At 38.8% G+C, this 25525-nt stretch carries 26 protein-coding genes; 9 read left to right on the top strand and 17 right to left on the bottom strand.

Going from position 1 to position 25525, the window contains the following annotated elements; genetic code table 11:
* Positions 1-42: 42 nt before the first annotated feature.
* Positions 43-495 (bottom strand): GNAT family N-acetyltransferase, encoded by a 453-nt coding sequence (locus BQ2683_RS09970; protein WP_069988895.1) that lies wholly within the window; start codon positions 493-495, stop codon positions 43-45.
* A gap of 204 nt (positions 496-699) precedes the next feature.
* On the opposite strand from BQ2683_RS09970, the gene BQ2683_RS09975 reads away from it, so the two are divergent.
* The 4 genes from BQ2683_RS09975 to BQ2683_RS09990 all read left to right on the top strand — a co-directional run bounded on the left by BQ2683_RS09975 (position 700) and on the right by BQ2683_RS09990 (position 4422).
* Positions 700-999, top strand: coding sequence for a YabP/YqfC family sporulation protein (locus BQ2683_RS09975; protein ID WP_159427372.1), 300 nt, complete (start codon positions 700-702; stop codon positions 997-999).
* Between the two features lie 17 nt (positions 1000-1016).
* The gene (locus BQ2683_RS09980; protein WP_069988897.1) at positions 1017-2213 is read left to right on the top strand and encodes a sporulation protein YqfD; all 1197 of its coding nucleotides are present in this window, start codon (positions 1017-1019) and stop codon (positions 2211-2213) included.
* A gap of 123 nt (positions 2214-2336) precedes the next feature.
* A complete protein-coding gene (locus BQ2683_RS09985) occupies positions 2337-3221 on the top strand; it encodes a metallophosphoesterase (protein ID WP_235843909.1) in 885 nt (294 codons plus the stop codon).
* A gap of 190 nt (positions 3222-3411) precedes the next feature.
* On the top strand, positions 3412-4422 hold the full coding sequence (locus BQ2683_RS09990; RefSeq protein WP_069988898.1) for a tyrosine recombinase XerC: 1011 nt from the start codon (positions 3412-3414) through the stop codon (positions 4420-4422).
* A gap of 94 nt (positions 4423-4516) precedes the next feature.
* Here the strand turns inward: BQ2683_RS09990 and BQ2683_RS09995 are convergent, their stop codons facing one another.
* The 10 genes from BQ2683_RS09995 to BQ2683_RS10040 form a co-directional block, all read right to left on the bottom strand.
* A complete protein-coding gene (locus BQ2683_RS09995; RefSeq protein ID WP_069988899.1) occupies positions 4517-5146 on the bottom strand; it encodes a TetR/AcrR family transcriptional regulator in 630 nt (209 codons plus the stop codon).
* 41 nt (positions 5147-5187) lie between these two features.
* Positions 5188-5808: a DUF6518 family protein gene (locus BQ2683_RS13435; RefSeq protein ID WP_069988900.1), complete on the bottom strand. Its 621-nt coding sequence runs from the start codon at positions 5806-5808 to the stop codon at positions 5188-5190.
* A gap of 12 nt (positions 5809-5820) precedes the next feature.
* Positions 5821-8196 carry an endonuclease MutS2 gene (locus BQ2683_RS10005; protein WP_069988901.1) on the bottom strand — a complete coding sequence of 792 codons (2376 nt, stop codon included), beginning with the start codon at positions 8194-8196 and terminating at the stop codon, positions 5821-5823.
* A complete protein-coding gene (gene recO, locus BQ2683_RS10010; protein ID WP_069988902.1) occupies positions 8193-8963 on the bottom strand; it encodes a DNA repair protein RecO in 771 nt (256 codons plus the stop codon). Before recO ends, BQ2683_RS10005 begins: the two co-directional genes overlap by 4 nt.
* Positions 8964-9147: 184 nt before the next feature.
* Complete coding sequence (gene era / locus BQ2683_RS10015) at positions 9148-10035, bottom strand: GTPase Era (protein ID WP_069988903.1); 888 nt, start codon at positions 10033-10035, stop codon at positions 9148-9150.
* A 217-nt stretch (positions 10036-10252) separates the two neighbouring features.
* Positions 10253-11119 carry a restriction endonuclease gene (locus BQ2683_RS10020; protein WP_069988904.1) on the bottom strand — a complete coding sequence of 289 codons (867 nt, stop codon included), beginning with the start codon at positions 11117-11119 and terminating at the stop codon, positions 10253-10255.
* 88 nt (positions 11120-11207) lie between these two features.
* Positions 11208-11741, bottom strand: a complete 534-nt coding sequence (locus tag BQ2683_RS10025) for a diacylglycerol kinase family protein (protein WP_069988905.1) — start codon at positions 11739-11741, stop codon at positions 11208-11210.
* Positions 11731-12234, bottom strand: a complete 504-nt coding sequence (gene ybeY / locus BQ2683_RS10030) for an rRNA maturation RNase YbeY (RefSeq protein ID WP_069988906.1) — start codon at positions 12232-12234, stop codon at positions 11731-11733. Before ybeY ends, BQ2683_RS10025 begins: the two co-directional genes overlap by 11 nt.
* Complete coding sequence (locus BQ2683_RS10035) at positions 12188-13198, bottom strand: PhoH family protein (RefSeq protein ID WP_069988907.1); 1011 nt, start codon at positions 13196-13198, stop codon at positions 12188-12190. Before BQ2683_RS10035 ends, ybeY begins: the two co-directional genes overlap by 47 nt.
* A 971-nt stretch (positions 13199-14169) precedes the next feature.
* A complete protein-coding gene (locus BQ2683_RS10040; RefSeq protein ID WP_069988908.1) occupies positions 14170-14424 on the bottom strand; it encodes a hypothetical protein in 255 nt (84 codons plus the stop codon).
* A gap of 196 nt (positions 14425-14620) precedes the next feature.
* Between BQ2683_RS10040 and pyrB the strand changes: the two genes are divergently transcribed.
* The 4 genes from pyrB to BQ2683_RS10060 all read left to right on the top strand — a co-directional run bounded on the left by pyrB (position 14621) and on the right by BQ2683_RS10060 (position 18416).
* Positions 14621-15679 carry an aspartate carbamoyltransferase gene (gene pyrB / locus BQ2683_RS10045; protein ID WP_069988909.1) on the top strand — a complete coding sequence of 353 codons (1059 nt, stop codon included), beginning with the start codon at positions 14621-14623 and terminating at the stop codon, positions 15677-15679.
* A complete protein-coding gene (locus BQ2683_RS10050) occupies positions 15672-16244 on the top strand; it encodes a flavodoxin family protein (RefSeq protein WP_069988910.1) in 573 nt (190 codons plus the stop codon). The genes pyrB and BQ2683_RS10050 overlap by 8 nt, the downstream gene beginning before the upstream one ends.
* A complete protein-coding gene (gene trxA, locus BQ2683_RS10055; RefSeq protein ID WP_069988911.1) occupies positions 16241-16555 on the top strand; it encodes a thioredoxin in 315 nt (104 codons plus the stop codon). Before BQ2683_RS10050 ends, trxA begins: the two co-directional genes overlap by 4 nt.
* A 538-nt stretch (positions 16556-17093) precedes the next feature.
* The gene (locus BQ2683_RS10060) at positions 17094-18416 is read left to right on the top strand and encodes an MATE family efflux transporter (protein ID WP_235843931.1); all 1323 of its coding nucleotides are present in this window, start codon (positions 17094-17096) and stop codon (positions 18414-18416) included.
* A gap of 447 nt (positions 18417-18863) precedes the next feature.
* Here the strand turns inward: BQ2683_RS10060 and BQ2683_RS10070 are convergent, their stop codons facing one another.
* From BQ2683_RS10070 to BQ2683_RS10080, 3 genes are all read right to left on the bottom strand, one after another.
* A complete protein-coding gene (locus BQ2683_RS10070; RefSeq protein ID WP_069988914.1) occupies positions 18864-19262 on the bottom strand; it encodes a thioesterase family protein in 399 nt (132 codons plus the stop codon).
* Between the two features lie 129 nt (positions 19263-19391).
* On the bottom strand, positions 19392-20759 hold the full coding sequence (locus tag BQ2683_RS10075; protein WP_159427373.1) for a HAMP domain-containing sensor histidine kinase: 1368 nt from the start codon (positions 20757-20759) through the stop codon (positions 19392-19394).
* A gap of 89 nt (positions 20760-20848) precedes the next feature.
* Positions 20849-21520, bottom strand: coding sequence for a response regulator transcription factor (locus tag BQ2683_RS10080; RefSeq protein WP_069988916.1), 672 nt, complete (start codon positions 21518-21520; stop codon positions 20849-20851).
* A gap of 290 nt (positions 21521-21810) precedes the next feature.
* On the opposite strand from BQ2683_RS10080, the gene BQ2683_RS10085 reads away from it, so the two are divergent.
* Positions 21811-22158 carry a TIGR04076 family protein gene (locus BQ2683_RS10085; protein ID WP_069988917.1) on the top strand — a complete coding sequence of 116 codons (348 nt, stop codon included), beginning with the start codon at positions 21811-21813 and terminating at the stop codon, positions 22156-22158.
* A 374-nt stretch (positions 22159-22532) separates the two neighbouring features.
* On the opposite strand, the gene BQ2683_RS10090 is transcribed toward BQ2683_RS10085, so the two are convergent.
* The 3 genes from BQ2683_RS10090 to BQ2683_RS10100 are packed head-to-tail and all read right to left on the bottom strand — an operon-like array spanning position 22533 to position 25517.
* Positions 22533-22748, bottom strand: coding sequence for a DUF3006 domain-containing protein (locus tag BQ2683_RS10090; RefSeq protein ID WP_083256451.1), 216 nt, complete (start codon positions 22746-22748; stop codon positions 22533-22535).
* Between the two features lie 16 nt (positions 22749-22764).
* Entirely contained in the window at positions 22765-23664 is a 900-nt protein-coding gene (locus tag BQ2683_RS10095; RefSeq protein ID WP_069988919.1) for a ComEC/Rec2 family competence protein, read from the bottom strand.
* Entirely contained in the window at positions 23619-25517 is a 1899-nt protein-coding gene (locus tag BQ2683_RS10100; protein WP_069988920.1) for a YgiQ family radical SAM protein, read from the bottom strand. Before BQ2683_RS10100 ends, BQ2683_RS10095 begins: the two co-directional genes overlap by 46 nt.
* Between the last annotated feature and the right edge of the window lie 8 nt (positions 25518-25525).

The raw sequence follows: 25525 nt of genomic DNA on the forward strand, positions 1-25525 counted from the left end.
TTTCGTATCAGTATAACACTACTTTTTGCAAACAGCAATCGTTTATTTTTGTTTTTCCATTCGGTAGTTCACGAGCAGAATGCCTAGCCGCTCTACCTGCTGCTTCGCGATAACCAGATAACCTCTATGTTCAAAAAAAGGTTTTGCTGTAATAGAAGCATGGGTAGAAATGTATCTGCCTTGATATCTTCTCTCCAATTGGTTACATAATAATGTTGCAATTCCTTGGCGTTGATAATCCTTATGTACATATAGCCGATCGAAATAACCAGTTTGATCCATATCCCCAAACCCTATGATTTTATCATCCTGAACTGCTACTAAAGTATCATGTATCAGAAATGACTGATTCCATAAAACCATATCTACTGTTCCCGTAGCCCAAGCATCCAGTTGTTCTTGAGTATAGTCTTTCGCATTTATGGTATGCACTGTTTCATAAAATAGTTGTGCAATTTGCTCACAATCGGTAGGGTGATAAGCTCTGATTTCCATAATACTCCTTCTTTTTTGTTGATGAAATTTGAAATCATTAATGGAACTATTATATCATAATAAAAAAGAAAAACAATGATTAATTGGCTTAATTGCCAGCAGTATTTTTTTCATAAAGCCTTATTGATTTTATTTTATCAGTATACCACAGATATTTTTTTCATAGATATGAAACAAGAAGTATCTTTCAGGGGGAGTACCGGTATGAAAAACAAGCCAAATCTGAAACAATTACTTGAAAAATTAAACCGGTCGTTGGATTTTGCTCCAGAATTGCTGTTGGGTAGAATGAAAATAGAATTAATCTGTGGGCATCAAGCAACTGTAGAAGGTGTAAAATCCATTTTAGATTATGATGATACCATGATACATTTAACAGATGGAAAAAATCTGCTTTGCATTATGGGGCAAAAACTATGTATGCTTTATATGACAGAGCATAACATTATCATTCAGGGCATGGTAGAACGGGTAGAATATGTGAATGGCGGTGTAAAACATTGATAAATGGATTGCGGTGGATGAAAGGATGGGTTTCGTTTTACTTGATAGGGGCAGAGTCTGGAAAAGCGATTAGTGATGGATTGAATCAGGATATTTCCATCTGGAGGGTACAAAAAAAAGATGGAAAAATAGAATGCTCTTGTTATTGCCGTGACTACAAAAAATTTTCACGTATAGCAAGAAAGCGCCACTGTCAAATAAAAATATCAACCCGCCATGGTCTGCCATTTTTACTCCATCGGTATCGATTTCGGTTTGGGCTGTTAATAGGGACGATTGGATTTTTTGCTTTTTTAATGGTAATGTCCTGTTTTGTGTGGCAGATTGATATTAACGGAAACTATCGGCTATCAGATGCTCAGATATTACAGGTAGCAGAACAAATGGGGATTAAAAAAGGTGCTTTTAAATTTGGCATTAATTTCGATGAAGTGGAAAGTCAACTGCAGCAACAGTTTGGCGGATTTGCCTGGATTTCCATCAATGAAATCGGTACCCATATTATGATTGAAATTAGTGAAATCGAACCAAAGCCAGAAACCGTTACACCTTCCTCTCCGTGTAATGTTGTGGCAGGATATACAGGAATTATCCGAGATATCAACCCTTTAGGAGGGCAGGCTGTTGTAAAATCTGGAGATGTTGTGAAAGAAGGAGACTTATTGATTAGCGGGGTAATAGATGACCAGTTAGAACAAACCCATTATTATCATGCTTATGGCTCAGTAACAGCGGAGGTAATTCGTACAGCGTCTTTTTCTCAAAATCTGAATTCAGAACGCACCATTTATACAGGTATCGATAAGAACAAAAAATATTTTTCTATTTTTGGTGGAAGGATTCCGCTCTTTTTTGAAAAAACGAATGACAATATGAAAGAAAAATCCACACAATACCATCCACTATGTATTTTTGGTCTGACAATGCCGTTTGGTATTGAAGAAATTACTTATCAGGTATATGAAACAGAAACTTTACAATTGGATGAGCAGGGTGCTAGAAGAATGTTAGTAGAACAAGCGGAACAATGGGAAGCGGAAAATTTAAAAGGAGCAAAAATTATCAACCGTCAAGAAAATTTCCAACAGGAAGGGGAGCAGCAAATATTGCAAATGGAATATACTGTAGAGCAGGAAATTGGGGTACAAAAAGAAATTTTACTCTCCAATTCATCACTTATAGAAGAAAATACAGTTCCTAATGAAACCGAATAACAAGAAAAACGTTTTACTCAAAATAGGGTAAAGCGTTTTTTGCAGTATATTTAAAAATTTCTATTATTTTTTCTATTATTTTTTGGTATGCTAATTTAAAATACCAGTAAAAAGGGGAAACAAATGAAACCAAATTCTGAACACAACAAAAAACAGATGTTTGCTGCTGCTTGTGGAGCAACAGCAGTTGCATCATTTATAGTTTGGGCAAATTGGCAAAACAAAGGTTTACAATTACATCCTATCGTAATCTATAGCCATCGGTTACCAAGTTCTTTTTCCGGTTTTAAAATAGCACATTTATCCGATTTCCATAATACGCAGTTTGGCAAAAATAACAAAAAATTATTGCGGTTATTGAAAGAGCAAAAACCAGATATTATCACTATTACAGGAGATTTGGTTGACGCACGACGAACTAATTTTGATATCGCATTATCCTTCACAAAACAGGCATTGGAAATTGCACCTGTTTATTATGTTACTGGAAACCATGAATCCCGTATACCAGAATATCAACAATTTGAAAAAATGCTTAAAGGTATTGGAGTAGTTATTCTTCGGGATCAATCCGTTCCTCTAGTAAAAAACGAGGCGTCAATTGCCTTGCTTGGATTAGATGATCCAGGGTTTATTTGTCCATCTCCAAATAGCCTTCAGGAATTATGCGAACAAACAAATAAAAAATTAAACAAAATGAAAAGAGGAAAAGATATTTTTACCATTGGATTATCCCATAGGCCAGAACTTTTTCAAGCTTATGTGGAAAATAAATTGGATTTGGTTTTAAGCGGGCATACCCATGGCGGGCAAATCCGTATTCCAGGGATAGGAGGAATGATTGCACCAATGCAGGGATTTTTCCCAAAACATGATGCAGGGCTCTATCACATAGCACAAACAGACCTCGTTATCCATCGAGGATTGGGAAATAGCCTTTTTCCGTTACGGATTAATAACCGTCCTGAAGTGATTTTAATAACACTAAAAAAGAAAATAAAATCGTAAGGGAGGGTAGAAAAATCTTTATATCAATTTCGCTAAATAAAAATTTAGCGAAATATAGGGTAGCTGAAAACAGAAATAGTTGCTGTTTCAAATATCCCATATTGTGATACAAGTAATGCATTTTGTGATATAATAAATACAGTTATATTTTATATTTATTATTTACATAAGTTAAGTAAGGATGTTTACCATGAATTATAGCGATTATCACGATATGCCACCATTGGCAAAAGATTATTTAAATTATATGCTTACCATTAAAGGCCGTTCCGTTCGCACGGTAGATGGATACGCAGTTGATTTGCGAACATTTTTCCGTTTTATGAAGATGCACCGGAACCTGATTCCCAAAGATACAGAGTTTGCAAAAATCCCAATCTATGATTTAAACGCGGATTTTTTCCGTACCATTCAGTTATCTGATGTTTATGAATTTTTGAATTACTCCATGAAAGACCGAGACAACAACAGTAAAACTAGGGCAAGAAAAGTAAGCTCTTTGCGGGGATTTTTTAAATATTTAACAGTAAATACCCAAATTTTGCAAGAAAATCCCGTTAAAAATCTAGAGTTGCCAACTGTAAGAAAAACGCTTCCTGTTCATTTGAATATGGATCAAAGCGTTGCACTGTTAAACCAAGCTTACCAAGCAACTAAGTCTGCTACCCGCTGGCGTGATTTTTGTATTTTAACTCTATTTTTAAACTGTGGGATGCGTTTATCCGAATTAGTTGGAATTAACATACAGGATTTGGATTTAAAGGCAGCGGAATTAAAGTTGCTGGGAAAAGGAAACAAAGAACGCCTAGTTTATTTAAACGATGCCTGTAAACAGGCTTTGAAACAATATATACAGCAGGAACGGGCAAACTTAAAGGTTATTATAGATAAACAGGCTTTGTTTTTGTCCTCCCGTTCTGGAAAACGGATTGGAGCCCGTCAGGTACAACTCATTGTTAGTAAATTTTTAAAGGAATCTGGTCTTGGTGGTATGGGATTTTCTACCCACAAGTTACGGCATACCGCTGCAACGTTAATGTACCAACAAGGGGATGTGGATGTTTTGGTACTAAAAGAACTATTAGGCCATGTTAATGTGGGAACCACTGAAATTTATACTCATGTTTCAAATGAAAAAGTACAGCAGGCAGTGGAGAATAACCCATTGGCACATTTTAAGGCGAAAGGAAACGAAAAATAGGAAGTATTATAGAATTTATATAAAAAAAGCATAGGCAACAAAAATATTGCCTATGCTTTCTCCTTTTCCACTCTTCCCTACTCAAGCATAAATTTTATTTTAGTTTGTTTTGATTTTTAATCCGTTCTAAATGAGTGACAATATAATTGGATTGTAAACGGGCTGTTTCTTCCAATACCTCTAAATCGGAATAAAAGAACGGCATAGAATCCGCTGCGGAATTATAAGTTATCACAACGGATAATACCAGATTGCATAATACTTTAGGATTAATTTTTTCTGTTGGAATTTCCCATATATGGAGTAAATTTTCATAAAAAGCCATCTGTCCTTGTTGGAATAACTGATAATTTTCTGGGGCAAGGTTGCGGAATACCATGACTTCTTCTTCCTGTGTCATAATAAAAATCCCATATTCTTTGTGATGGATGCACATAGAGAAAAAATGAAGAAGTTTTTCTTTCCAGGTAGTTTCTGCTTGTTCCATGATTTCTTTAGCTGCCTGGAATAAAATTTCCTGCTGATAATTGAGGATATGTAGTACTAGTTCTTCTTTTGAAACAAAAAAAGTATAAAAAAAGGTTTTAGAGATACCAACTGTTTCAAAAATCTGGCTTAATCTAGTATTTTTATATCCCTGTTTCGCAAATAGTTCCAAACCAGTTTGGAGTAATTGTTCTTTAATCTGTTCTCTATCCTGTTGAGAGTAGGATCGTTTTGCCATATATGTTTCCCCCAATTCTTTTCCTTTTCTAATAGAACTGCTTAAATAGGTAGTGGAATTAGCCAACCTACTGCGCAAAATACTACTGTTAAAAATAAAATTTGAAGATATTGGCGCCAGTCTTTGGATTTTGGTATTAACACCAACAATAGGATGCCAAAGATTAAATTCAGGCATTCTAGCCAATGGAAGGTATAAAAAAAGCTTTTTCCAATTAAAATGAAAAGCGCTACTGGAAGGGCCACTCCCAATGCGGCAACCCATCCATAATGGTATCTGCCTTTCCAGACAAAAATAGAACCAAAAATAGCAATTACCGCCATGATGAGCCAAAAAATAAACTGTTTAAAGGGGAAGAAATGATAAACATAATATTGGTATCCATAATAGCTGGCGAACATCCCGCCAAAAAATAGTCCCACTTTAACAGCGGCGATGGGGGCGGATCTACTCCATGCTGCCAATAGGCAACCAATAAATATCCATATTCCAACCGCTGTCGTCAATTGGCTGACCGTTTGCATCATTCCGCTGAACAAACTGCCGTCTCCTGAAATTGTATCGCTGTATTTCGCAAGAAACCCAATGGCCAATCCCAAAATGACACTTCCAATTAAGGATATGAACAGTTGTAACCCATTTTTTGGTTTGTAGTTTGACATACTTCCCTGCTCCTATTTTAATTCCACAATAGTAACGCCGGACTCCCCTTCACCAAAGGTACCTAGGCGAAAACTTTTTACGCTAGGATGGCGTTTTAAGTGGGATTGGATTCCTTTTCGCAGCAGTCCAGTCCCCTTTCCATGAATAATAGAAATCTGGTTAATATTGGATAGTACGCAGTTATCAATAAACCGGTCCACCAATAGAATCCCTTCTTCTATATTGCAGCCACGCAAATCCAGTTCAGTGGAAACCTTCCGCTGGGCATTGTTACGGACTTTGCGGACAGTGGACTGCTTTTGTTTGGTCGTGTTGGACTCTAGTAAGCGCAGATTGGATTCTGGCACACGGGTTTTCATCAAGCCCATCTGCACACCAACCATTCCTTTTTTGTCTGATAAGCTGATGACAGTACCATTTTTATTCAAATCATAAATTAATACTTCATCCCCAACTTTCAGCGGACGGGGCAGCTGATATTCTTCCTGTTTCCGTTCCCGAACAGGATTTGCCTCATTGTACAGTTTGTTAATCCTGGAACCCATCTGGCTCCGTGCTTTTTCCGCCAGCTCTTTTAGGTCGGTTTTTTCCTTCTGTTTTTTCAGTTCATCAATTTCGTTTAATAGCAGGTTATACTGGCCACGAATCCGTTCAACCAAATCCCGTGCCTGTGCCTGAGCTCGTTCCAGCTCTTTTTCTGCCCGGTTGTCAATGGTCTTATTTTTCTGTTCCAATTCCGCTTTTAACCGATTTACCTCAGCATTGGTAGCACGGTATTTTTCCCGTTCCTGCTCAAATTCCTGCCTAGTCTGTTCTAATTGGTCCACAACATCCTCAAAGCGGCGGTCATCTGTGGAGATATAGCTTTCCGCTCGCTGGATCACATCCTCTTCCAAACCAAGACGGCGGGAGATCGCGAAAGCGTTGGAACGTCCAGGTACGCCAATTAACAAGCGGTAGGTAGGCCGTAAAGTTGTCACGTCAAATTCACAGCAGGCGTTTTCTACCCCTGGTGTTTTCAAGGCGTAGGCTTTTAATTCCGCGTAGTGGGTGGTTGCCACAAGCCTTGCGCCTTTTTTGGCGATGGATTCAATAATCGATACCGCCAAAGCAGCGCCTTCTACTGGGTCAGTACCGGAACCAAGTTCATCCACCAATACAAGAGAATTCCGGTCTGCCAAGCGTAAAATATTGATAATATTTGTCATATGGGCAGAGAAGGTAGAAAGGCTTTGCTCAATGCTCTGCTCATCCCCGATATCCACTAGTACACGGCGGAAAATAGAGATGCGGCTTTCATCTGCTACTGGAATCATAAAACCACACATGGTCATTAATGTCAGTAAACCAAGGGTTTTCAAGGTTACTGTCTTACCGCCTGTGTTGGGGCCTGTAATGATTAAACTGTGGAATTTTTTTCCCAGCTCTAAATCAATTGGAACCACCTGCTGTGGGTCGATCAATGGATGACGTGCTTTTTTCAAACAGGTATAGCCATCATCTGTGACTTCCGGAAGGACAGCTTTCATCTTTACCGCCAAATTACCTTTACAGAAATACAGGTTCAGCAGCAGAATTAAACGGTAGTTGTTCTGAATACTTTCGGTGTATTGGGCACATTCAGCAGAGAGTTCCGCCAAAATCCGTTCAATTTCCTCTTTTTCTTTGTTGAGCAAAACCCGTATTTCGTTGTTTGCTTCTACAACGGACATAGGTTCCACAAACAAGGTGGCGCCACTGGAGGAAGTATCGTGCACCAACCCTGGAATTTCGGAACGGTTTTCTGCCTTTACTGGAACCACATATCTTCCATCACGCATAGTAATGATGCTTTCCTGCAAATACTTTTGAGCGTTCCCACGGATGATCTTCTCTAAGGATTCCCTTGCTTTTAATCCGTTTTGTCGGATTTTACGTCGGATATTCGCCAGTTCTGGGCTGGCGTGGTCAGCGATTTCTTCCTCTGATAAGATAATATCCGTTATTTTCGATTCTAAATAGTTGTTTTCCGCCAAATTGGAAAAATAGGAATCAAGTGCGGTTTGAACCTGTTCGCAATGGTCTTTCCATTCCCCCAGAATTCTGCACTGGCGGTAGATTGCCGCAATGTTAAGCAATTCTCGGTTATTTAAGGAAGCGCCTGATTCCAAACGCATCAGGTCAGCCTCTGGATTTTTGAATCGGATAAAATTAGGTGTACCAAAACGGGAAGAGAGGACAGAGGCTCCATCTGTTTTGGCAAGTTCTGCCTTTACCTTGTCCAAACGATTGAACGGCAGGATGTTGCGTGCCATTTCCGCCGCTTCCTCACAGCAGGTCATCTCCGCCAACTGGTCCAAAATTTTATCCAATTCCAGTATTTTATAGTATTTATGTAGTTTTCTCATGGTTCCTCCGTTTTGAGCTGTTTGTACATCACCAAAGAGTTAAATTCTTTTTCCAAGCGGGTAAGCATATAATACTCGGTCACTTGGGAGAGCTGTTTTAAATAAACAGGAGATAAAGAAAAATCAAACAGCTTATCAAAATCCTTATAAATAATATACCGCATGGCAGAAAGCACCGGCTTGTTTAATAGAATAGGGAGGTCGTTCCTCTGAACGGGATGTTCCCGCATACAGTCAGAGCAAATCAGCTCCCCTTCCAAGGGAAGGAAATACATCTGTTTCTGCTCATATTCACAGCATTCCCGGCAGCACACCAGATTTGGCATAAACCCGCTGATCGAAAGGCTGCGCAGCTCAAACACCGCCTTTAAAAACAGCGGGCTGCGTTTTTCCTGCTCTAATAAATACAGTGTATTCAACAGCAAACGCAAATAAACCCACACATGTTCTTTGGCTGGCACCAAAGCCTGCGTGAGTTCACAAAAGTACCCTGCTAAAGCCAGTTTTTCCACATCATAACGCAGTGTAAAAAAATCTTCTATTTTTTCAATTGTATCTACTGTATAGTACATTTGTTTGTTGACAAACAAATCCATTTTATAGTAGCCTGGCGGGCAGATGGATTGGAATATCGTCCGTTTGATCTGACCAAAAACACGGATGCGTGCTTCAATAAGACCGCAATCCTTGGTGAGGATGGTCAGATATTTCTCGTTGTCCCGATAGCTCCGCTGGCTGAGAATGACACCTTGGGTTTTGATGATCATAACAGGGGTTTCCCTCCGATTGCTTCAAAGAACAATAGGTTAAATAATCTTGAACTTTACCTGTGTGGCAAAAAATATTCCACGCTTGCTGGCTTTCCATTGGCAAACACCCCTTCTATTGAACACTTTCTAATTACAGTGTTCGCCAATCAAAGAAAAAATATAACTGGTAATTCGTTCAAGTTTATTCAAACCCTAAACTGCGCATAACACCTTCCCGGTTGCGCCAGTTTTCTTTTACTTTGACCCAGCATTGCAGGTTTACCTGGATCTGGAAAAAATCTTCCAGTTCTTTTCTCGCTTCGCTGGCGATTTTTTTCAGCATATTTCCGCCTTTTCCAATAATCATTCCTTTGTGGCTATCTCGCTCACAGAAAATGGTTGCATCAATATGTAAAATATCGCCCCGTTCCTGAAATCGTTCAATCGAAACCGCTGTACCATGGGGAATTTCATCCCGCATATTCAACAGGATTTTTTCCCGCAACATTTCCCCAGCTAAAACACGTTCTGGCTGGTCGGTCACAGCATCATCTGGAAAGAAATGGACGCTTTCCATAGAAAATTGTTCCATTTCCTGGAGCAGAATATCAACCCCATCCTCTTGCAGGGCAGAAATCGGCACGACAGCGGAAAAATCGTAAAGATGTGTAAATTTCGCAATCCGTTCAATTAATTTTTCTTTTTGCTCTACCAGGTCAATTTTATTCACCGCCAAAATAGCAGGCAGTTTGCGGGAACGGAACCCTTCGATTAAATCCAGTTCCGCCTTGTTGACCTCTCCAGTTGGCTCCACCACCAAAACAGCAGCATCCACATCAGCAACACTGTCTTTTACGGTCTTTACCATCTTTTCCCCTAGTTTATTTTTTGCTTTTAATAAGCCGGGGGTATCAATAAATACAAACTGTGTCTGTCCTTTTGTCAGCACACCAGTAATGCGGGTACGTGTGGTTTGGGGGCGATTAGTAACAATCGCGATTTTATGACCTGTTAAAGCATTTAACAGGGAAGACTTCCCTACATTTGGTTTTCCTACAATCGCAATAAATGCGGAACGTGTATCGATCATAACCACTCCTTTTATGATTCTATCTCTGTTTCATGTTGTAACTCTATTTCACACAATTGTTTTTGTATTTTCCGTTTTACAAAATACTGGACGATTGCACATCCAATACCGATGATAAAACATACTGCTATAAAAATAAATACTAGGCTATCAACGGTTAGCATAACATTCCTCAATCTTCTTTTTTAGTTTACCCCGTATCAGAGGTATTGTCAATCTATATTGATAAAAACCAGGATTCGTCTATAATATAATCGGTAACAGGTAGGACGCCAAGTTGTAATTCTTTTAGTTTTTCTACTAAATCGTCGCCATCCATCAGGTCGATTGGAGTGGTGCCTGGACGGTTGGCTTCCTGAATGGCGGAGGAAGAAAAACGTCCGGTTGTGATAAACAGCCCTTTATCCGCACGACCCTGCATGGCTCCACGGAAATCCCGGATTTCTTTGGAAGGGACGGTTCCTGTATACCGTTTGCATTGGAAAATCATATGGAAACTAATCATTCCATTTAGTTTAATTATACCAGTACCATCCACGCCTCCGTCTCCGGTTTTTCCAGTTACTTTTACCTGGACAAAGCCGGATTCCCGTAAGATTCTTTGGGTTAAACGTTCAAAGGCATCGGGTTTTAATTGGAACAAAAGATTTTTTAACTGGTCACGCCAATCCTGGATTTCATCTGGTACAGCTAACCCTTCATTTTCTATTTCTTCCTGTTCGGGATATTCTGGGTCAGGCTGCTTTTTTAATCGCAACATTTTACGTACCTGTAGTACAATCTCCACTGGGTCTATTTCTTCCAATTCCTGGCCTTTTGCGGTTAATGACCACACCCCACGGAGGGAATTTTCCAAAATCCCTACTTTTTTCAGATAAGACCTGGTCCAAGCCAGACGATATTCAATCTCAGTTTTATTGCTGCTACTGTGCTTTACTTCCAGAATTTCCGGTGAGATATTTAGCAATTCGATCGTCTTTTCGTCAATTTCGTGAAGGCTGCCAGAACCGCCTAACTCTTTCATCGCCTGAAATAATTCACACATCATTTCGTGTTGTGCAGGTACATCAGTAAAATATTTCATGCTGTCTCCTTAAATGGTGAACTTCCTATAAAACAACAGAAAAATAGCAGTTTCATCGCTGGAATTGCTATTTTTCTGAATAGTCATTCTATTTCATTTTTGTATTGGACTTTTTAGGGCGGTAAATCTTGACGGTATCAGTATGCTCTTTGGGCCGAAACCCATGAAAGATAAATACAATCCCAAGTACTAACCATAAGGCAAATCCAATAATATACCAAGGTGTTGAAATAATTTGTTGGATGGTAGCAAGTAGCTTGTCCCAATTTCCAAACAAGGCAATTCCCACGCCAACAGCCGCAATAGCACATAACAATACTGCCCCAGCGGCTACATCCTTCGCAATCCGTGCCAGGTTATCATAGGAATCCGATGTTAAATTTACCACTGCCTCAATTGCTGTATTCACAAGCTCACACATCATCACGCTGCCCAGCGTCAATGCCAAAATGGCATATTGGTTTGGGGTTAGACCATAGATGAAGGAAAAGGCTAAAACGAATACAGAGGCGGTAATATGAATCCGCATATTCCGTTCGTTTTTGATGCAAAACCAAATTCCACGGAAGGCATACGAAAAACTTTTTACCAGCCCCTTGAATTCTTTGTTATTAAATTTCATCCGTTAATACGTAGCTTGCTCCACGTGCGACACCTAGATTTGTAAGTACCTTTTCTTCTTTTTCACGCATTTGCACAGCAGGCAAGCCGCCTTCTTCATGGTCATACCCTAGCAGATGGAACATAGAATGCACCGTTAAAAAAGCTACTTCACGCTGTAAAGAATGTCCATATAAGCGAGCCTGTTCTACCGCTTTTTCCATAGAAATCACAATATCACCCAGCATGCAGGCACCATCTGGATTTTTATCGTACACGCCGTTTTCACCTAAAGGGAATGATAGGACATCAGTTGGCGCGTTCTTATCCCGATACTCCGCATTTAATGTTTGAATTTCACTGTTATCTACAAAAGAAACACTTACTTCTGCATCTTCCAGGAAATTCTCATAATTGAGTACAGCATGACAACAGCGGCGAATCAATAATCTGATCCCACTTGGAATTTTAACCGCGTTTTGTTTGTTGCTTATGAGAACTTTTACTTTCTGCATGGCCTTTTTTATCCTCCTTATAGTATTGGTCATAGGCTCTTACAATATCCTGTACTAATTTATGACGCACAACATCTTTATCAGTAAACCGGACAATTGCAATATCCTCGATCCCTTTTAAAACTTTTGTTGCCTCAATCAAACCAGACTTATGCCGATCTGGAAGGTCAATTTGGGTAACATCCCCTGTGATGACAATTTTTGAGTTAAACCCTAAGCGGGTTAAAAACATTTTCATTTGTTCTGATGTAGTATTTTGCGCTTCATCCAAAATAATAAAGCTGTCGTCCAATGTTCTACCGCGCATATAAGCTAAAGGGGCTACTTCAATATTGCCGCGTTCTAAATACCGTTGGAAATGTTCCGCGCCCATCATATCAAAGAGAGCATCATATAGTGGGCGCAAATAAGGGTCAACTTTATTTTGTAAATCTCCAGGAAGAAACCCCAGCTTTTCCCCTGCCTCTACAGCGGGCCGGGTTAAAATAATCCGGTTTATCTCGTTGGCGCGGAAGGCGCGCACCGCCATTGCCACAGCCAAATAGGTTTTTCCTGTACCCGCAGGACCAACACTCAGTGTAATTGTGTTGTTCTTTATTGCTTCAGTGTAATTTTTCTGGCCCAGCGTTTTTACTTTAACTGGCTTTCCTTTTGAGGTAATACAAATACAATCTGTCACCAGCTGGGTCAGGCTTTCCGCCTTGCCTTCTTTCACCATGGAAATAATATAACGCACGTTTTGTTCGTTTAATGTTTCCCCACGATTTAAGGCAACCAGCATTTGTTCAATCGCTTTTTGCGCTAAAAGAACATTTTCTACCTCACCGGATACCTTAATATCACTACCTCTGCTCATGATTGTAACATGAAACTCAGATTGCAGCAATTTAATATTCTCATCAAAGCTACCGAACAATGCCAAAGTATGTTCCATTCGATCGATATTGATAACTTGTTCCAGCATCTAAAATGAAAACCTCACTTTGCTTCTTTCATATTTGTGGATAATTAACAAAATACAAATGATATAATTTGATATATTGCTCAATTTCACAGAAGGATGTGTTGTATAAATACAATAAAACGTTTAAAGTATTTTATGTACTTTTAACATAATTCTATTATAACACAAAACGATGAAAAAGAAACCATTTTTTATGAATTTTACTATTTTCTGCATTATTGACAAAAACATAACTATTTTTTTCCTATCACACCGGCATTATGCAATGGAAAATAAATTTTATGAAAAATAACTGGTTTATCTTTTGGCAACACAGAAAACTGGTGCCTGTTTAACAAATAATAAGAAGAAGCTATATTTGCCGGCTTGCCATCTATCAGAATCGTTTATATTATTATTATTTTAATACTGTTTTGTGTTAGAATTGTAAGAGATCAATGGTTGTTTTTTGAATAACACCACAAAAGTTGCTTCTTTTTTCCATTGGATGTCATCCCTTTCTTCTTTTATTAAGTTTATTATACACCATATTATAGTAAAACGAAATAGTATTTTTATTAATTTTTAAAATATTTTAATAAATATTATATAATTTTATTGATTATAAAAAGTTTTCCCTATTATAATAAAAATAAACCCTAATCTATTTTTGTAGATTAGGGTTTATTTTGCACATAAGTGCTTTTATACTATTGTTGTGGTTTTCTGTCCGCTGAAATTTTAGAGGATAGAATCAGGCATAACCGTTGAAACGGTATCGTTGGGAGGCAATACTGTTTCATTGTTACAGGAAACAGAAAAAAGTATACTGAAATCCTTTTATTACTTGAGCATCGGGGAATTAAAAAGTAAAGGATGTAACATGGGAGTTGTTTAATTCTTTACTTTTATTTCAGAATCCTATTACACCGAACCACAACCTAAAAATGTGGATTGCAAAAATTAATTCATGGAATAAAACATATGTTCTTTTATGCAGCAGGATGGTTAAAATGCTTTTTCATATGTTTATTGGATAAAAAACGTATGAAATAAGGATGACGCTTTTTCTCTTTTGCTTTTACACAAAAAGAAGATGCAATTACACCACTAATAATCAGCATAATTCCTACCAATGATTTTCCAAAAAAGACAGTTATACTAATTTTTTCTGTGTCAAAGGAACCAAGTGCTCCTAATACTACTAAAACACCAAGGAACGAAACTAAATACATAAAACGTTTCATAATAAAACTCCTTTCATCCAAAAAGAACATTTGTTCTTTATTTGTATTATAACGTGATTCATTTTGTTTGTCAACTGTTTTTTGCAAAAATTTTTCTTTTTCAAAAAAATAAGCATGGCTCTTTTAAAATTCGTCAAACTGTGATAGAATAAGTAAGAAATAAAATGATTGTCATTATAATTTTGGGAGTGAAACGATGAAACATTTAATTGACCTTGATGATTTTTCGATCCAGGAACTGGATCAAATTGTCCACAAGGCAGTGGAAATCGAAGCTCATCCAGAAGCGTATTATGGAAAATTATCTGGAAAAATTTTGGGAACATTATTCTATGAGCCTTCTACTAGAACACAGATGTCTTTCCAGACCGCGATGTTAAAACTGGGCGGGCAGATTATTGGGTTTGACAACCCCCAAACCTCTTCTGTTTCCAAAGGTGAAAATTTAAAGGATACGGTAAAAGTAATCAGCAACTACGCTGATGTAATCGCGATCCGTCATCCTTCCGAAGGCGCCGCAAAAGCGGCTTCATTAGTGGCAGAGTGCCCAATTATCAATGCAGGCGATGGAGGGCATCTCCACCCAACCCAAACGTTAACCGATTTGGTAACCTTAATGCACGAAAAAGGGCATTTGGACCATCTGACAATTGGATTATGCGGGGATTTAAAATTCGGGCGTACAGTCCATTCTCTCATCAAAGCGATGATCCATTACCCTGGCAATAAATTTATTTTAATTTCCACCAAAGAATTGACGATTCCTGATTACATGAAAAAAATCATCCTCAATTCCAACTGTGAATACGAAGAAATTTCTACATTAGAAGAAGCACTTCCAAAACTGGATGTATTGTATATGACCCGGATTCAACGGGAACGGTTTGAATCCAAAGAAGAATATTTGAAACAAAAAGATGTATACCGGTTGGATACCCAGAAAATGCGTTTGGCTCCAGAGGACCTTTGCATTCTCCATCCATTGCCAAGAGTGGATGAGATTGAAATCGCTGTGGATGATGATCCAAGGGCTGTTTATTTTAAGCAGGCAAACCATGGCGTGTACGCCCGTATGTCCTTAATTCTGCATATTTTGGAACAAAATACGCAAACAAGTATCAAAGGAGAAATTTATCCTGAAAAAATTTGTTCTAACTCACGGTGTATTACTCAAAGTGAAACTTATTTAAAACGTTATTTTTACCGCGATAAAGATGGCGTTATGTGTTGTTCTTATTGTGATGCCCATGAGTAAACCGGAACAAGTATTAGTACTGTTTGGGTCTCCAAACAAAAAAGGGTATACTCACATATTAACCAGCTTATATTTAGAACAACTGCAGAATAAGCTGCACAACCAGATGGAAATAGAATATATTTATGCTTACGAGAAAAAATATCTACCATGCTTGGGTTGTGAAAAATGTGATACAACTGGTGTGTGTATCTGGAACCAAAAAGACCAATACGACCAACTGTTGGAAAAAATACAACAGGCGGATACAGTAGTTCTTGCATCCCCCGTTTATTTTAGCGGTTTCCCCGCCCCTTTAAAAGCATTGATTGACCGTGCTCAACAAAAATATGCGGTTAAATTCAAGGATGGAAAAGGTGTGAACCAAAAGTTGCGCCGTGGTGTTTTAATCTCTACCTGTGGAGCGGATACCACCAAATTTTTTCCCATGCTGCAACTAGCAGCCGGCATGTTTTTTGACTGTTTGGATATCGGTATAGCGGAAACATTATTCGCCAGCAATACCGATGATCCTGGCAATATTAAAATATCTGATATGGAACAGAAAGCGAGAGATGTAAAATGAGTACAATCCATATTAATGAAGAAAATTTCAATGAAGTTGTATTTAACACCAATTTGCCAATTATTTTGGATTTTTATGCTGACTGGTGTTCTCCATGCAAAATGTTCGCACCTGTATTAGAAGAAATTGCGGATGAATTGGATGGAAAAGCAATTGTCGCAAAAATGAACATTGATGAAAGCAAAGAATTGGCAACTGAATTTGGAATCCGCACTATTCCTACCCTGATGTTGCTGAAAGATGGTAAAATGATAAATAAAATTGTTGGTATCAAACCAAAAACCATTGTGTTAAAGGAATTTGGATTCTAAAATAATTTTATGTAAAAAAAGGAGACGTTGTACAACGTTTCCTTTTTTCGTTGTGTTCCTTTTTCCTTGGAAAATCAGCTCTAACGAAGATGAGTAAACTGGCTTTGCAACAGCTGCTAAAGGAAAGCCAGTTTTAGAAGGCTTACACGATGTTGGGTCACTTTACAAGTGCGGGTTTTTGAGCTTTTAATTGTCAGTTCCTAATGCGAAGTAGCAATGAATACTCCCTTTTTTAGCAAAGCCAAATATTTTATGTTCTATGAAATACGTTTTTTAAAGTGCTAAAGGCAATCAACTCGTTTTAGTATATGTAAAGTAAAACAACTTGTCTAGTTTGAAAACTATTTGATAAAATTAAATTCAGAAATACTTTTTTAATATTCCGATTTTCCCAGAAAAATAAGGAATCTTTAAAACAGTTTATAGAAACAATAATAGCTATGACAAGTAAATTTCTTGTCATAGCTTCGATCCTATAAAGATGAGAGAAGGATGTTATTTGAAATCATTTTCAAAAAAATTATCCAAAAATTCGTTGATGTTTGACAATCAAATGTTAGTAAAACTAATCATCCCATTGATTATAGAGCAATTTTTAACAGTTACTGTTGGGATGGCGGATAGTGTTATGATTGCAAGCGTTGGAGAGGCGGCAGTATCCGGTGTTTCTTTGGTAGATACCGTAAACATCCTGTTAATTAATGTGTTTGCTGCTATGGCAACAGGAGGTGCCGTCGTTGCCGGACAATATTTAGGACAAAAGCGGCAAAAAGAGGCTTGCAAAGCTGCCGACCAATTGGTTTTGTTTATTACATTTTTTTCAATTATAATTATGGTTCTAATGTATCTGTGTAAAAACTGGATTTTGCATGGTGTCTTTGGAAAAATTGATAGCGATGTTATGGGGTATGCCAATACATATTTAGTAATAGTTTCTTTGTCCATTCCATTTATCGCCCTGTATAATGGAGGAGCCGCTCTATTTCGCACTATGGGAAACTCCAATATTTCGATGATCATTACACTTATTATGAATATCATTAATGTGATTGGAAACGCGATTTTAATATACAGATTCCAAATGGGAGTTGCCGGTGCGGCAATCCCTACCCTGTTTTCCCGTATTGTTGCGGCGATTTTAATTATTGTATTATTGCGGAAACAGAATTTATTAGTCCATCTCACAAAACCATTTCAGTTTAAACTAAATTTCCATTTCATCAAAAAAATTTTGCGGATTGGCATCCCAAATGGTCTAGAAAATAGTATGTTCCAATTAGGAAAAATTTTAGTACTTAGCCTAGTAGCTGGTTTTGGTACCGCTTCCATTGCTGCAAACGCTGTTTCTAACACGATTGCGAATTTTCAGATTTTACCTGGAATGGCGATTGGCTTAGCCACGATTACAGTCGTTTCCCGCTGCGTCGGCGCCGGAGATTATGAACAGGTTCGATTTTACACCCGTAAATTATTGCGAATTACCTATCTGTCGATGATTTTAATTAATATCATCATTGATCTGGGATTGCCACTAATTTTATGGATTTATAATCTAACTCCAGAAACAGGGATGATTACAAAACAGTTGATTCTATACCATTCCATTTGTTGTGTTACTATTTGGCCGTTTTCGTTCACTCTACCAAATACGCTACGTGCTTCTAATGATGTACGCTTTTGTATGGTCACCTCGATTGTTTCCATGTGGGTATGGAGAATCGCATTTAGCTTTGTGTTAGCGCAATTCCTTCATTTAGGAGTATTTGGAGTTTGGGTTGCCATGACAATTGACTGGTTATTCCGCGCTATTTGTTTTGCGATCCGATACCGTGGTTCCAGATGGCAATTAAAAAGCAACTGATAAAAAAGACGTTGAATAAATCAACGGCTTTTCTTTTTATGGCGATGGGGATATTTTTTTCGGTTCTCCTTTTTAGTTTTCCATTTTTTCCATTCGATAACACACATTATGATAAGCGCTATTGTCATATAGATACTAAAAAGGATTCCAAATAAATTTTTCAGGTTTTCTGGAATAAAGAATAGAATCATAAATGCAAATATAAATATGCCAGTACACAGTATAAATTGTGTTGTAGTTGTGTTTTTATCTGTTGCCATCCGATAAATAACAAAAATACAGGCAATAATGATTAATACAACCCCTAAAACCCCCATCAAATTCTCCTTTTTTCTCTTAAGCTTATACTGTGATACTGATTTATAACCCCTATCGAAACAATCATTCTATCAAAAAAGCTGATGAATCTATATTTGATAAATTCATCAGCCATATAGTAGCAAGTGATTATTTTTTAGCTTTATTTTTTGCTTTAGAAGAAAATTTCTCTTTCTCCACTACAAAACGTTCATGGGTGCCCTTACAAATCAAGTCCACCGCATCCTGTACTTCAACAGTAAATACAATGCGTTTACGGTCCACTTCGGTGATTTCTACCTTTGCTGTAACCTGCATTCCTTCTGGGGTAGCCGCCAGATGTTGGATATTTATCAATGTTCCAACTGAAGTGAGCGCCGGATCGCTTAAATGGTTTTTTACCAGATTGGCGGCGGTGTTCTCAATGAAATTCACCAACATTGGGGTTGCATATACATCACAGTCCCCACTGCCCACATTGGATGCCAACAGTTCTTTAGTAACTGTAATCGTTTGTTCTGCGTGTAAGCCTGGTATAATATTTTCCATAGTAATAAAAATCCTTTCCTGTTTTAAATCTATTGATAGAAACATCATAAATTGCACTTGGCAAAAAACGATTTGTTTCTCTATAGCTAGATAATATTATAACAGATATGAGCAAGAAAATGAATTATTTTATTCAAATTCTTCCTCGTCATCTTCAAATACAAATTCTTTGAGCTCAAACCAAAAAACAACTCCGTCATCCTTATGGTAAGCACCACAATTTCCTTCATGGGCTTGTATAATGGTTTTTACAATTGCGAGACCAATCCCATAGCTTTTAGCACTTGCCGTACGGGATTTATCCGCACGGTAAAATAAGTCGAACACCTCGTTTAAATCTTGTTGTGGAATAGGAGGATGGGAGTTAAACAGGTTTACCCGCACCATTCCGTTTTGCCTGGTAAGCCAAACGGAAATTTTTTTCTTTTCATCCACATATTTGATCGCGTTTTCAAAGATATTGGTAAACACCTGGACAATCCGGTTAAAGTCCCCCTGAACCATCATTTCTTCCTCAAGGTTGGACTGCACTGTAATACCTTTTTTCTCCAGTAAAATTTTACAGTTGTGTATTACGGTAGAAACCAGCTCATTGATACTGAAAAAGGACATTTCATATGTCATCATCCCGCTTTCCAACTGGGTTAAGGTAAGTAGTTGATTGACTAGTTGGCTCATGGTATTGCTTTGCTCCACAAGAATATCACAAATCTCCCCTGATTTTTCTGGTTCCGTGTTATCCCTTAGGGCTTCGCTGTAAGCGGAAATCAAACTCAACGGGGTTTTAAAATCGTGGGATACATTGGCTACAAATTCACGGCGCATTTTATTGGTTTGTTCTTCCCGCTCCAAATCCCGTTTTAAAATATCGATATTCTGTTTTAACGCATCCGACATTTTATTAACACTATTCGCAAGGGCTTCAATTTCGTCCCCAGTATGCACATCGCATTTTTCGCTGAAATCCATATTAGAAATTTTTTGTGCTGTAGAGTCAATCTGTTTAATGGGACGGACAATTTTAGACGCCATAAAATAGGTTGCCAAAATTCCCAACACCAAAGCCCCTATAGAAACATATGCAAAAAACTGCAACGCCGTATTGGCTGTTGTTTCAATGTAGGCTTTTGGAGTTTCCATAAACAGATAAGTATGCTCATTTAGTTTGGTATAAAAATAAATGGAATCCGTCAGCTGGCCATCCGCTTCCATAAACACATATTTTCGTCCTTGCAGCTTATTAAAAATTTGGTCTTGTTCCGCTTGACGGAGCCATAATTCAGATTCAATCCTTGGGTCTACATTGGTATTCTGGTTACCCAAAAAAATAAAATTCCGTTGGATTTGGTCATACACCAAAACAGTAGTATTTTGGGCGGCACATTCTTGTAAAGGTTCCTGTAATCCCGTAATACCATCTTGGCTATAGGCTTGTTGAATAGAAATACTGGATTGAATCAGTTCCTGCTTTTTATTGTGGATATAGAACTGTTCCAAAAAGGTTCCGCCAAATAAAAGGACGGTTATAATATTGAGGGAAAAAATCAAGAAAATGATTAAAAATAGTTTCTTTTTAATACCGATTTTCATTCTTCATTAACCTCAAATTTATATCCACATTTTCTTACCGTTTTAATCCACTGTTGAGTAACTGGGATTTTTACCCGCAAACATTTAATATGGGTATCTACAGTACGGGAATCCCCTTCGTAATCCATTCCCCAAACCGATTGCAGGATCTGGTCACGGCTGAGGACAAGGTTTTTATTCGCTACCAGATAACAAAGCAGGTCGTATTCCCTTGGGGTCAATGCAATTTTCTGCTCCCCTTGGTAAACGCAGTGCTCCCGGTATACAATTTTTAAATCCCCCAGGATAAACTCGCTTTCCTGTAGCAGGCCAGCACGTTTTAACAGGCTTTTTACCCGGGTTACCAGTATTTTAGGGCTAAATGGTTTAGAAATATATTCATCCGCTCCATATTTAAAACCCATCAATTCGTCAAACTCTGTATTTCTGGCTGTTAAAATCATAATTGGGACATCTGAAACTTTTCTGATTTCTTGGCACACCTCATATCCATCCATTTTTGGCATCATTACATCCAGTAAAACCATAGAAAAGTGGTCGCTATAGAATTTTTCCAAAGCTTCCTCTCCATCCGCAGCTTCTTCTACTTGATATCCTTCATTTTTTAAATAACCGCATATAATATACCGCAGTTTTGCTTCGTCTTCTGCTACTAATATTTTCAGCATAATTTCACCTCATGTATGATTCTACCACGGAATTGTCATAGAATTGTGATGGAATAGAATTTTTTTACAAGTCTGCTAAAACTTTTTCTCCATTTATCATACCATGGAACGGGGTTAGATTCAAACTATTTTTTCGAGGAAAACACCAAAAGGATACCAATAGAATCACCTTGGTGGCATGTTGAATGAGATTGTTTCCAGCAATCAAAAAACAATAGCATTCCTTGTGGCTATATAGTATAATTGAGTTATATTGTAAAAACGATAAAAGATGATTGGGAGGTTAAAATATGAAGAAATGGTATGATGAGGAATATGAATTTCAAATTGAGGTGACAGGCTTTCTGCGTGGCGACCATACAGAGCGGTATTGCCGAAATGGAGAGGAAATTGGTGACCAATACACCTGTACTTACGGGTGCCCTGTTAATCAGGATGGACAGGGCATCTGTTCCAAAGTAATGATGGTTCTGTTTCCCATCATGGAGGCTGTGAGAAGTGGCGGCGATTTAGAAAACATTGGAGGAAACAGCAAATATAGCAAGGATATTGTATGTCCAGACGGATGCGTTATGTTCCGCTTAACAGCAAAAAAACTTGGAAACCCTAATTTTTATAAGGGAAAATTTTTTGATTAATTTGATTTTTCGCCGTTGTGCTGGCGGACTATATAACGAAACGCAGGCAAAATAAGGGTAGTCTGTATGTATTTGAATCGTTTATCCTACTTATTTATATTCATAGATTTATATCCATAGAAAATTGGGTTTTTGATTGCGTAATTTTATCACAGAATACGCAATCACCTTTTCCTACAAAAAAGTGATATTGTGGCTTTTAATCCTCCAAAAAATGAATAGCCTGTTTGTATTATCTACTGAAACAGGTTATTTTGACCTGTTTCGTTTGGGTATAACTGCAGATAACTCAACAATAAACCAAATCTGCTTTGAACAATAAAGGCTTGTATAATAAAACAACCTTCTGTCATGAAAAACAGAAGGTTGTTTTATTATTGTTTTCGGAAAAGGCGCTGCTGTAATTGAAAAGCCTGTTCCCGGCGGCGGTTGGTTTCCTGTTGGTCCACCACATAATTGCCGTCCTGTACCACCAGAACATCCCCTTCTGTAACATCAACCGGGAGCTGATCCAGGGGGACTTTCTTCCGTATTCTATGGTCATTTTCTAGTACAGCAATACCATTTTCTATCCGGTCTACACTCCACATTATCCATCACCTGTCTTTATCTTTCGGTTGTAACCGTTAAATTTGCCCCATCCGAATGGAATACAATGGTTCCGTTCAGGTCGGTGCGGTAAACAGATTTTCCAGCTATTCGGTCCAATATTTCTTGATGGGGATGCCCATAACTGTTTCCAGAACCAACACAGATAACGTAATCGTTAGCCTGTACCGCATCTAAAAAATCTTGACTGTTGGAAGTATTGCTTCCATGATGGCTCAATTTAAGTACCGTTGATTTGACGTTGGCACCAGATTCCAAGAGATCTTGTTCTGCTTGTGCTTCCATATCTCCACCAAACAGGAAAGAGGTATCTCCATAGCTGAATTTTGCCACAACAGAGTTGCTGTTTAGGTCATTATACTCCTGAACTGGCCCTAGAATCGAAATTTTTGCCTGCCCATAGGTAAACGTTTGACCTGGCGCTGCAGCTGTAATGGCTTTTCCTTGTTGCTCCGCTGCGGAAAGCACCTCCAGATATGTTTTCGTGGTGGGGGTGTTTTCTTTGCTCAACTCCGGCATCAGAATGGTTTCGGTGTCAAATGCTTTTAAAACAGTATCCATTCCACCAATATGGTCGGAATGGGGATGACTTCCAATCATCAAGTCCAGCTTATCCACTCCTTGGGATTTTAGGTAATCCACTACCACATTCCCCTGATCATTTTCCCCGGCATCAATTAAAATATTATGCCCATCGTATTGGATCAAGGTACTGTCCCCTTGGCCGACATCAATAAAATGGACGCTGACGCCATCCCCAGGCAAAGGCTGGGCAGGAAGCTGGTCATAAATAAAATAGGCAATTGCTGCCGCCACAACCAGAACTGTGGCAATGATTCCTTCAACACGGCCTAGTTTCGTTTTCCGGTTTTTCTTGTAGTTTTTCCTTTTTGCCATTTTGTTCCCCGTTTTCCTTTCGTTTGTTTGGTCGCTTGTTTTTGTGGATTGGAGGAAGGACCATCCGGGCGGACAAGGCAGTTAGGGCCTGTTCCGATTAAATCCAAACGTTTGGCCTGGCGTAACGCCTTAAGTACCAAAGGTTTGTTTTTTGGCATAAAATACTGGAGCAATGCCCGTTGCATCGCTTTTTCTTCGGATGATTTTGGCACATATACTTTTTCCATGGTCAATGGATGGTACCCGGTATAAAACATACAGGTGGAAATGGTTCCGGGGGTTGGATAAAAATCCTGTACTTGTTCTGGGCGTATATGCTCTTTTTTCAGGAATTCCGCCAGCTCAATAGCCTCTTTTAAGGTACTGCCTGGATGGGAGGACATCAGGTAAGGCACAAGGTATTGTTCTTTTCCCACCTCTTTTGTAGTTTGGTAAAACCGATCCATAAATTTTTTGTAGATTTCCACATGGGGTTTTCCCATACAATCCAAAACCCGGTTGGAACAGTGTTCCGGTGCTACTTTCAATTGGCCACTGACATGGTGTTCTACCAATTCCCTCATAAATGTGGGGTCAGGGTCCTCGATCAGGTAGTCGTAGCGAATTCCCGAACGGATAAATACTTTTTTGACCCCGTCCAACTGTCGGAGTTCCCGCAACATATGTAAATATTCCCTGTGGTCTACTTCCAGGTTTTTGCATGGAGTTGGAGCGAGGCATTTTTTGCCCCGGCACATTCCATGTTCATTTTGCTTCTGGCAGGAAGGTTTGCGGAAATCAGCTGTTGGCCCTCCCACATCGTGGATATACCCTTTAAAGTTTGGCAATTGGGTTAACTTTTTTGCCTCCGCAAGGACGGATTTTTCACTGCGGCAGGTAACATGTCTGCCCTGGTGTAGTGTAATGGCGCAGAAGTTACAGTCCCCAAAACATCCTCTATTATGGGCAATAGAAAATTCTACTTCCTGGATTGCGGGGACACCACCCATTGGTTCATATACCGGGTGGTAAGTCCGCATATATGGCAAAGCGTACACACGGTCCAGCTCTTTCTGGTTTAAGGAACGCATGGGAGGGTTTTGCACCAACATCCAGTTTCCATGACGTTGGATTACTGTCTTACCTGTAATCTGATCCTGTTCTAAGAACTGGATTTTACAAGCTTTCGCATAGCTTTCCTTACTGGCGACTACCTGGTCAAAGCTGGGACATTCTTTTGCCCCCCACGGGGTGTTGACTGGTTCTGTCAAATAGCATGTACCTCGGATATCAGTTAACTCCTTGATGGACTCTCCGTTGGCAAGGCGGTGGACAATCTCTTTTGTCTGCAATTCCCCCATACCATAAACCAATAAATCCGCTTTGCTTTCCAGTAAAATTGTGGGGCGGACTGCGTCATCCCAATAATCGTAGTGTGCAAAACGGCGAAGGGAGGCTTCCAGCCCGCCGATGATAATGGGCTGTTCTTCCCCAAAAGCTTCCCGCAGTTTTTGGCAGTATACATTGACTGCCCGGTCTGGGCGGTAGCCTCCCTTTCCCCCTGGGGAATAGGCATCGTCATGCCTACGCCGTTTTGCGACGGTGTAGTGGGTGACCATCGAATCCACATTTCCGGAATTCACCAAAAAAGCGTATTTTGGTTTCCCTAGTTTTTGAAAATCCTGTAGGTTATGGTAGTTGGGCTGGGCAATTACCCCAACGGTAAACCCTTCGGATTCAATGACACGGGAGATAATGGCCATCCCAAAGCTGGGATGGTCGACATAAGCATCCCCTGTAATACAGATAAAATCCAACTGTTCTATTCCACGGTCTTTCATATCCTGTTTGGAAATAGGTAAAAATCCTGACATAAAAAACT

Origin of the sequence: Massilioclostridium coli, from assembly GCF_900095865.1 — a bacterium.
GTDB classification, from domain to species: Bacteria; Bacillota; Clostridia; order Oscillospirales; family Ruminococcaceae; genus Massilioclostridium; species Massilioclostridium facile.

What these genes read in the sequence shown, in the direction of transcription:
- BQ2683_RS10080 (WP_069988916.1), bottom strand. Translation starts at nt 21,520, where the DNA reads ATGCTGAAAATATTAGTAGCAGAAGACGAAGCAAAACTGCGGTATATT.
- BQ2683_RS10095 (WP_069988919.1), bottom strand. Translation starts at nt 23,664, where the DNA reads ATGGCAAAAAGGAAAAACTACAAGAAAAACCGGAAAACGAAACTAGGC.
- BQ2683_RS10035 (WP_069988907.1), bottom strand. Translation starts at nt 13,198, where the DNA reads ATGCTGGAACAAGTTATCAATATCGATCGAATGGAACATACTTTGGCA.
- recO (WP_069988902.1), bottom strand. Translation starts at nt 8,963, where the DNA reads ATGATCATCAAAACCCAAGGTGTCATTCTCAGCCAGCGGAGCTATCGG.
- BQ2683_RS10070 (WP_069988914.1), bottom strand. Translation starts at nt 19,262, where the DNA reads ATGGAAAATATTATACCAGGCTTACACGCAGAACAAACGATTACAGTT.
- BQ2683_RS10020 (WP_069988904.1), bottom strand. Translation starts at nt 11,119, where the DNA reads ATGAAATATTTTACTGATGTACCTGCACAACACGAAATGATGTGTGAA.
- BQ2683_RS09995 (WP_069988899.1), bottom strand. Translation starts at nt 5,146, where the DNA reads ATGGCAAAACGATCCTACTCTCAACAGGATAGAGAACAGATTAAAGAA.
- BQ2683_RS09985 (WP_235843909.1), top strand. Translation starts at nt 2,337, where the DNA reads ATGAAACCAAATTCTGAACACAACAAAAAACAGATGTTTGCTGCTGCT.
- pyrB (WP_069988909.1), top strand. Translation starts at nt 14,621, where the DNA reads ATGAAACATTTAATTGACCTTGATGATTTTTCGATCCAGGAACTGGAT.
- era (WP_069988903.1), bottom strand. Translation starts at nt 10,035, where the DNA reads ATGATCGATACACGTTCCGCATTTATTGCGATTGTAGGAAAACCAAAT.
- BQ2683_RS09970 (WP_069988895.1), bottom strand. Translation starts at nt 495, where the DNA reads ATGGAAATCAGAGCTTATCACCCTACCGATTGTGAGCAAATTGCACAA.
- BQ2683_RS10100 (WP_069988920.1), bottom strand. Translation starts at nt 25,517, where the DNA reads ATGTCAGGATTTTTACCTATTTCCAAACAGGATATGAAAGACCGTGGA.
- BQ2683_RS10040 (WP_069988908.1), bottom strand. Translation starts at nt 14,424, where the DNA reads ATGAAACGTTTTATGTATTTAGTTTCGTTCCTTGGTGTTTTAGTAGTA.
- BQ2683_RS09975 (WP_159427372.1), top strand. Translation starts at nt 700, where the DNA reads ATGAAAAACAAGCCAAATCTGAAACAATTACTTGAAAAATTAAACCGG.
- BQ2683_RS10060 (WP_235843931.1), top strand. Translation starts at nt 17,094, where the DNA reads ATGTTTGACAATCAAATGTTAGTAAAACTAATCATCCCATTGATTATA.
- BQ2683_RS10090 (WP_083256451.1), bottom strand. Translation starts at nt 22,748, where the DNA reads ATGTGGAGTGTAGACCGGATAGAAAATGGTATTGCTGTACTAGAAAAT.
- BQ2683_RS10085 (WP_069988917.1), top strand. Translation starts at nt 21,811, where the DNA reads ATGAAGAAATGGTATGATGAGGAATATGAATTTCAAATTGAGGTGACA.
- BQ2683_RS09980 (WP_069988897.1), top strand. Translation starts at nt 1,017, where the DNA reads ATGAAAGGATGGGTTTCGTTTTACTTGATAGGGGCAGAGTCTGGAAAA.
- trxA (WP_069988911.1), top strand. Translation starts at nt 16,241, where the DNA reads ATGAGTACAATCCATATTAATGAAGAAAATTTCAATGAAGTTGTATTT.
- BQ2683_RS13435 (WP_069988900.1), bottom strand. Translation starts at nt 5,808, where the DNA reads ATGTCAAACTACAAACCAAAAAATGGGTTACAACTGTTCATATCCTTA.
- BQ2683_RS09990 (WP_069988898.1), top strand. Translation starts at nt 3,412, where the DNA reads ATGAATTATAGCGATTATCACGATATGCCACCATTGGCAAAAGATTAT.
- ybeY (WP_069988906.1), bottom strand. Translation starts at nt 12,234, where the DNA reads ATGCAGAAAGTAAAAGTTCTCATAAGCAACAAACAAAACGCGGTTAAA.
- BQ2683_RS10025 (WP_069988905.1), bottom strand. Translation starts at nt 11,741, where the DNA reads ATGAAATTTAATAACAAAGAATTCAAGGGGCTGGTAAAAAGTTTTTCG.
- BQ2683_RS10005 (WP_069988901.1), bottom strand. Translation starts at nt 8,196, where the DNA reads ATGAGAAAACTACATAAATACTATAAAATACTGGAATTGGATAAAATT.
- BQ2683_RS10050 (WP_069988910.1), top strand. Translation starts at nt 15,672, where the DNA reads ATGAGTAAACCGGAACAAGTATTAGTACTGTTTGGGTCTCCAAACAAA.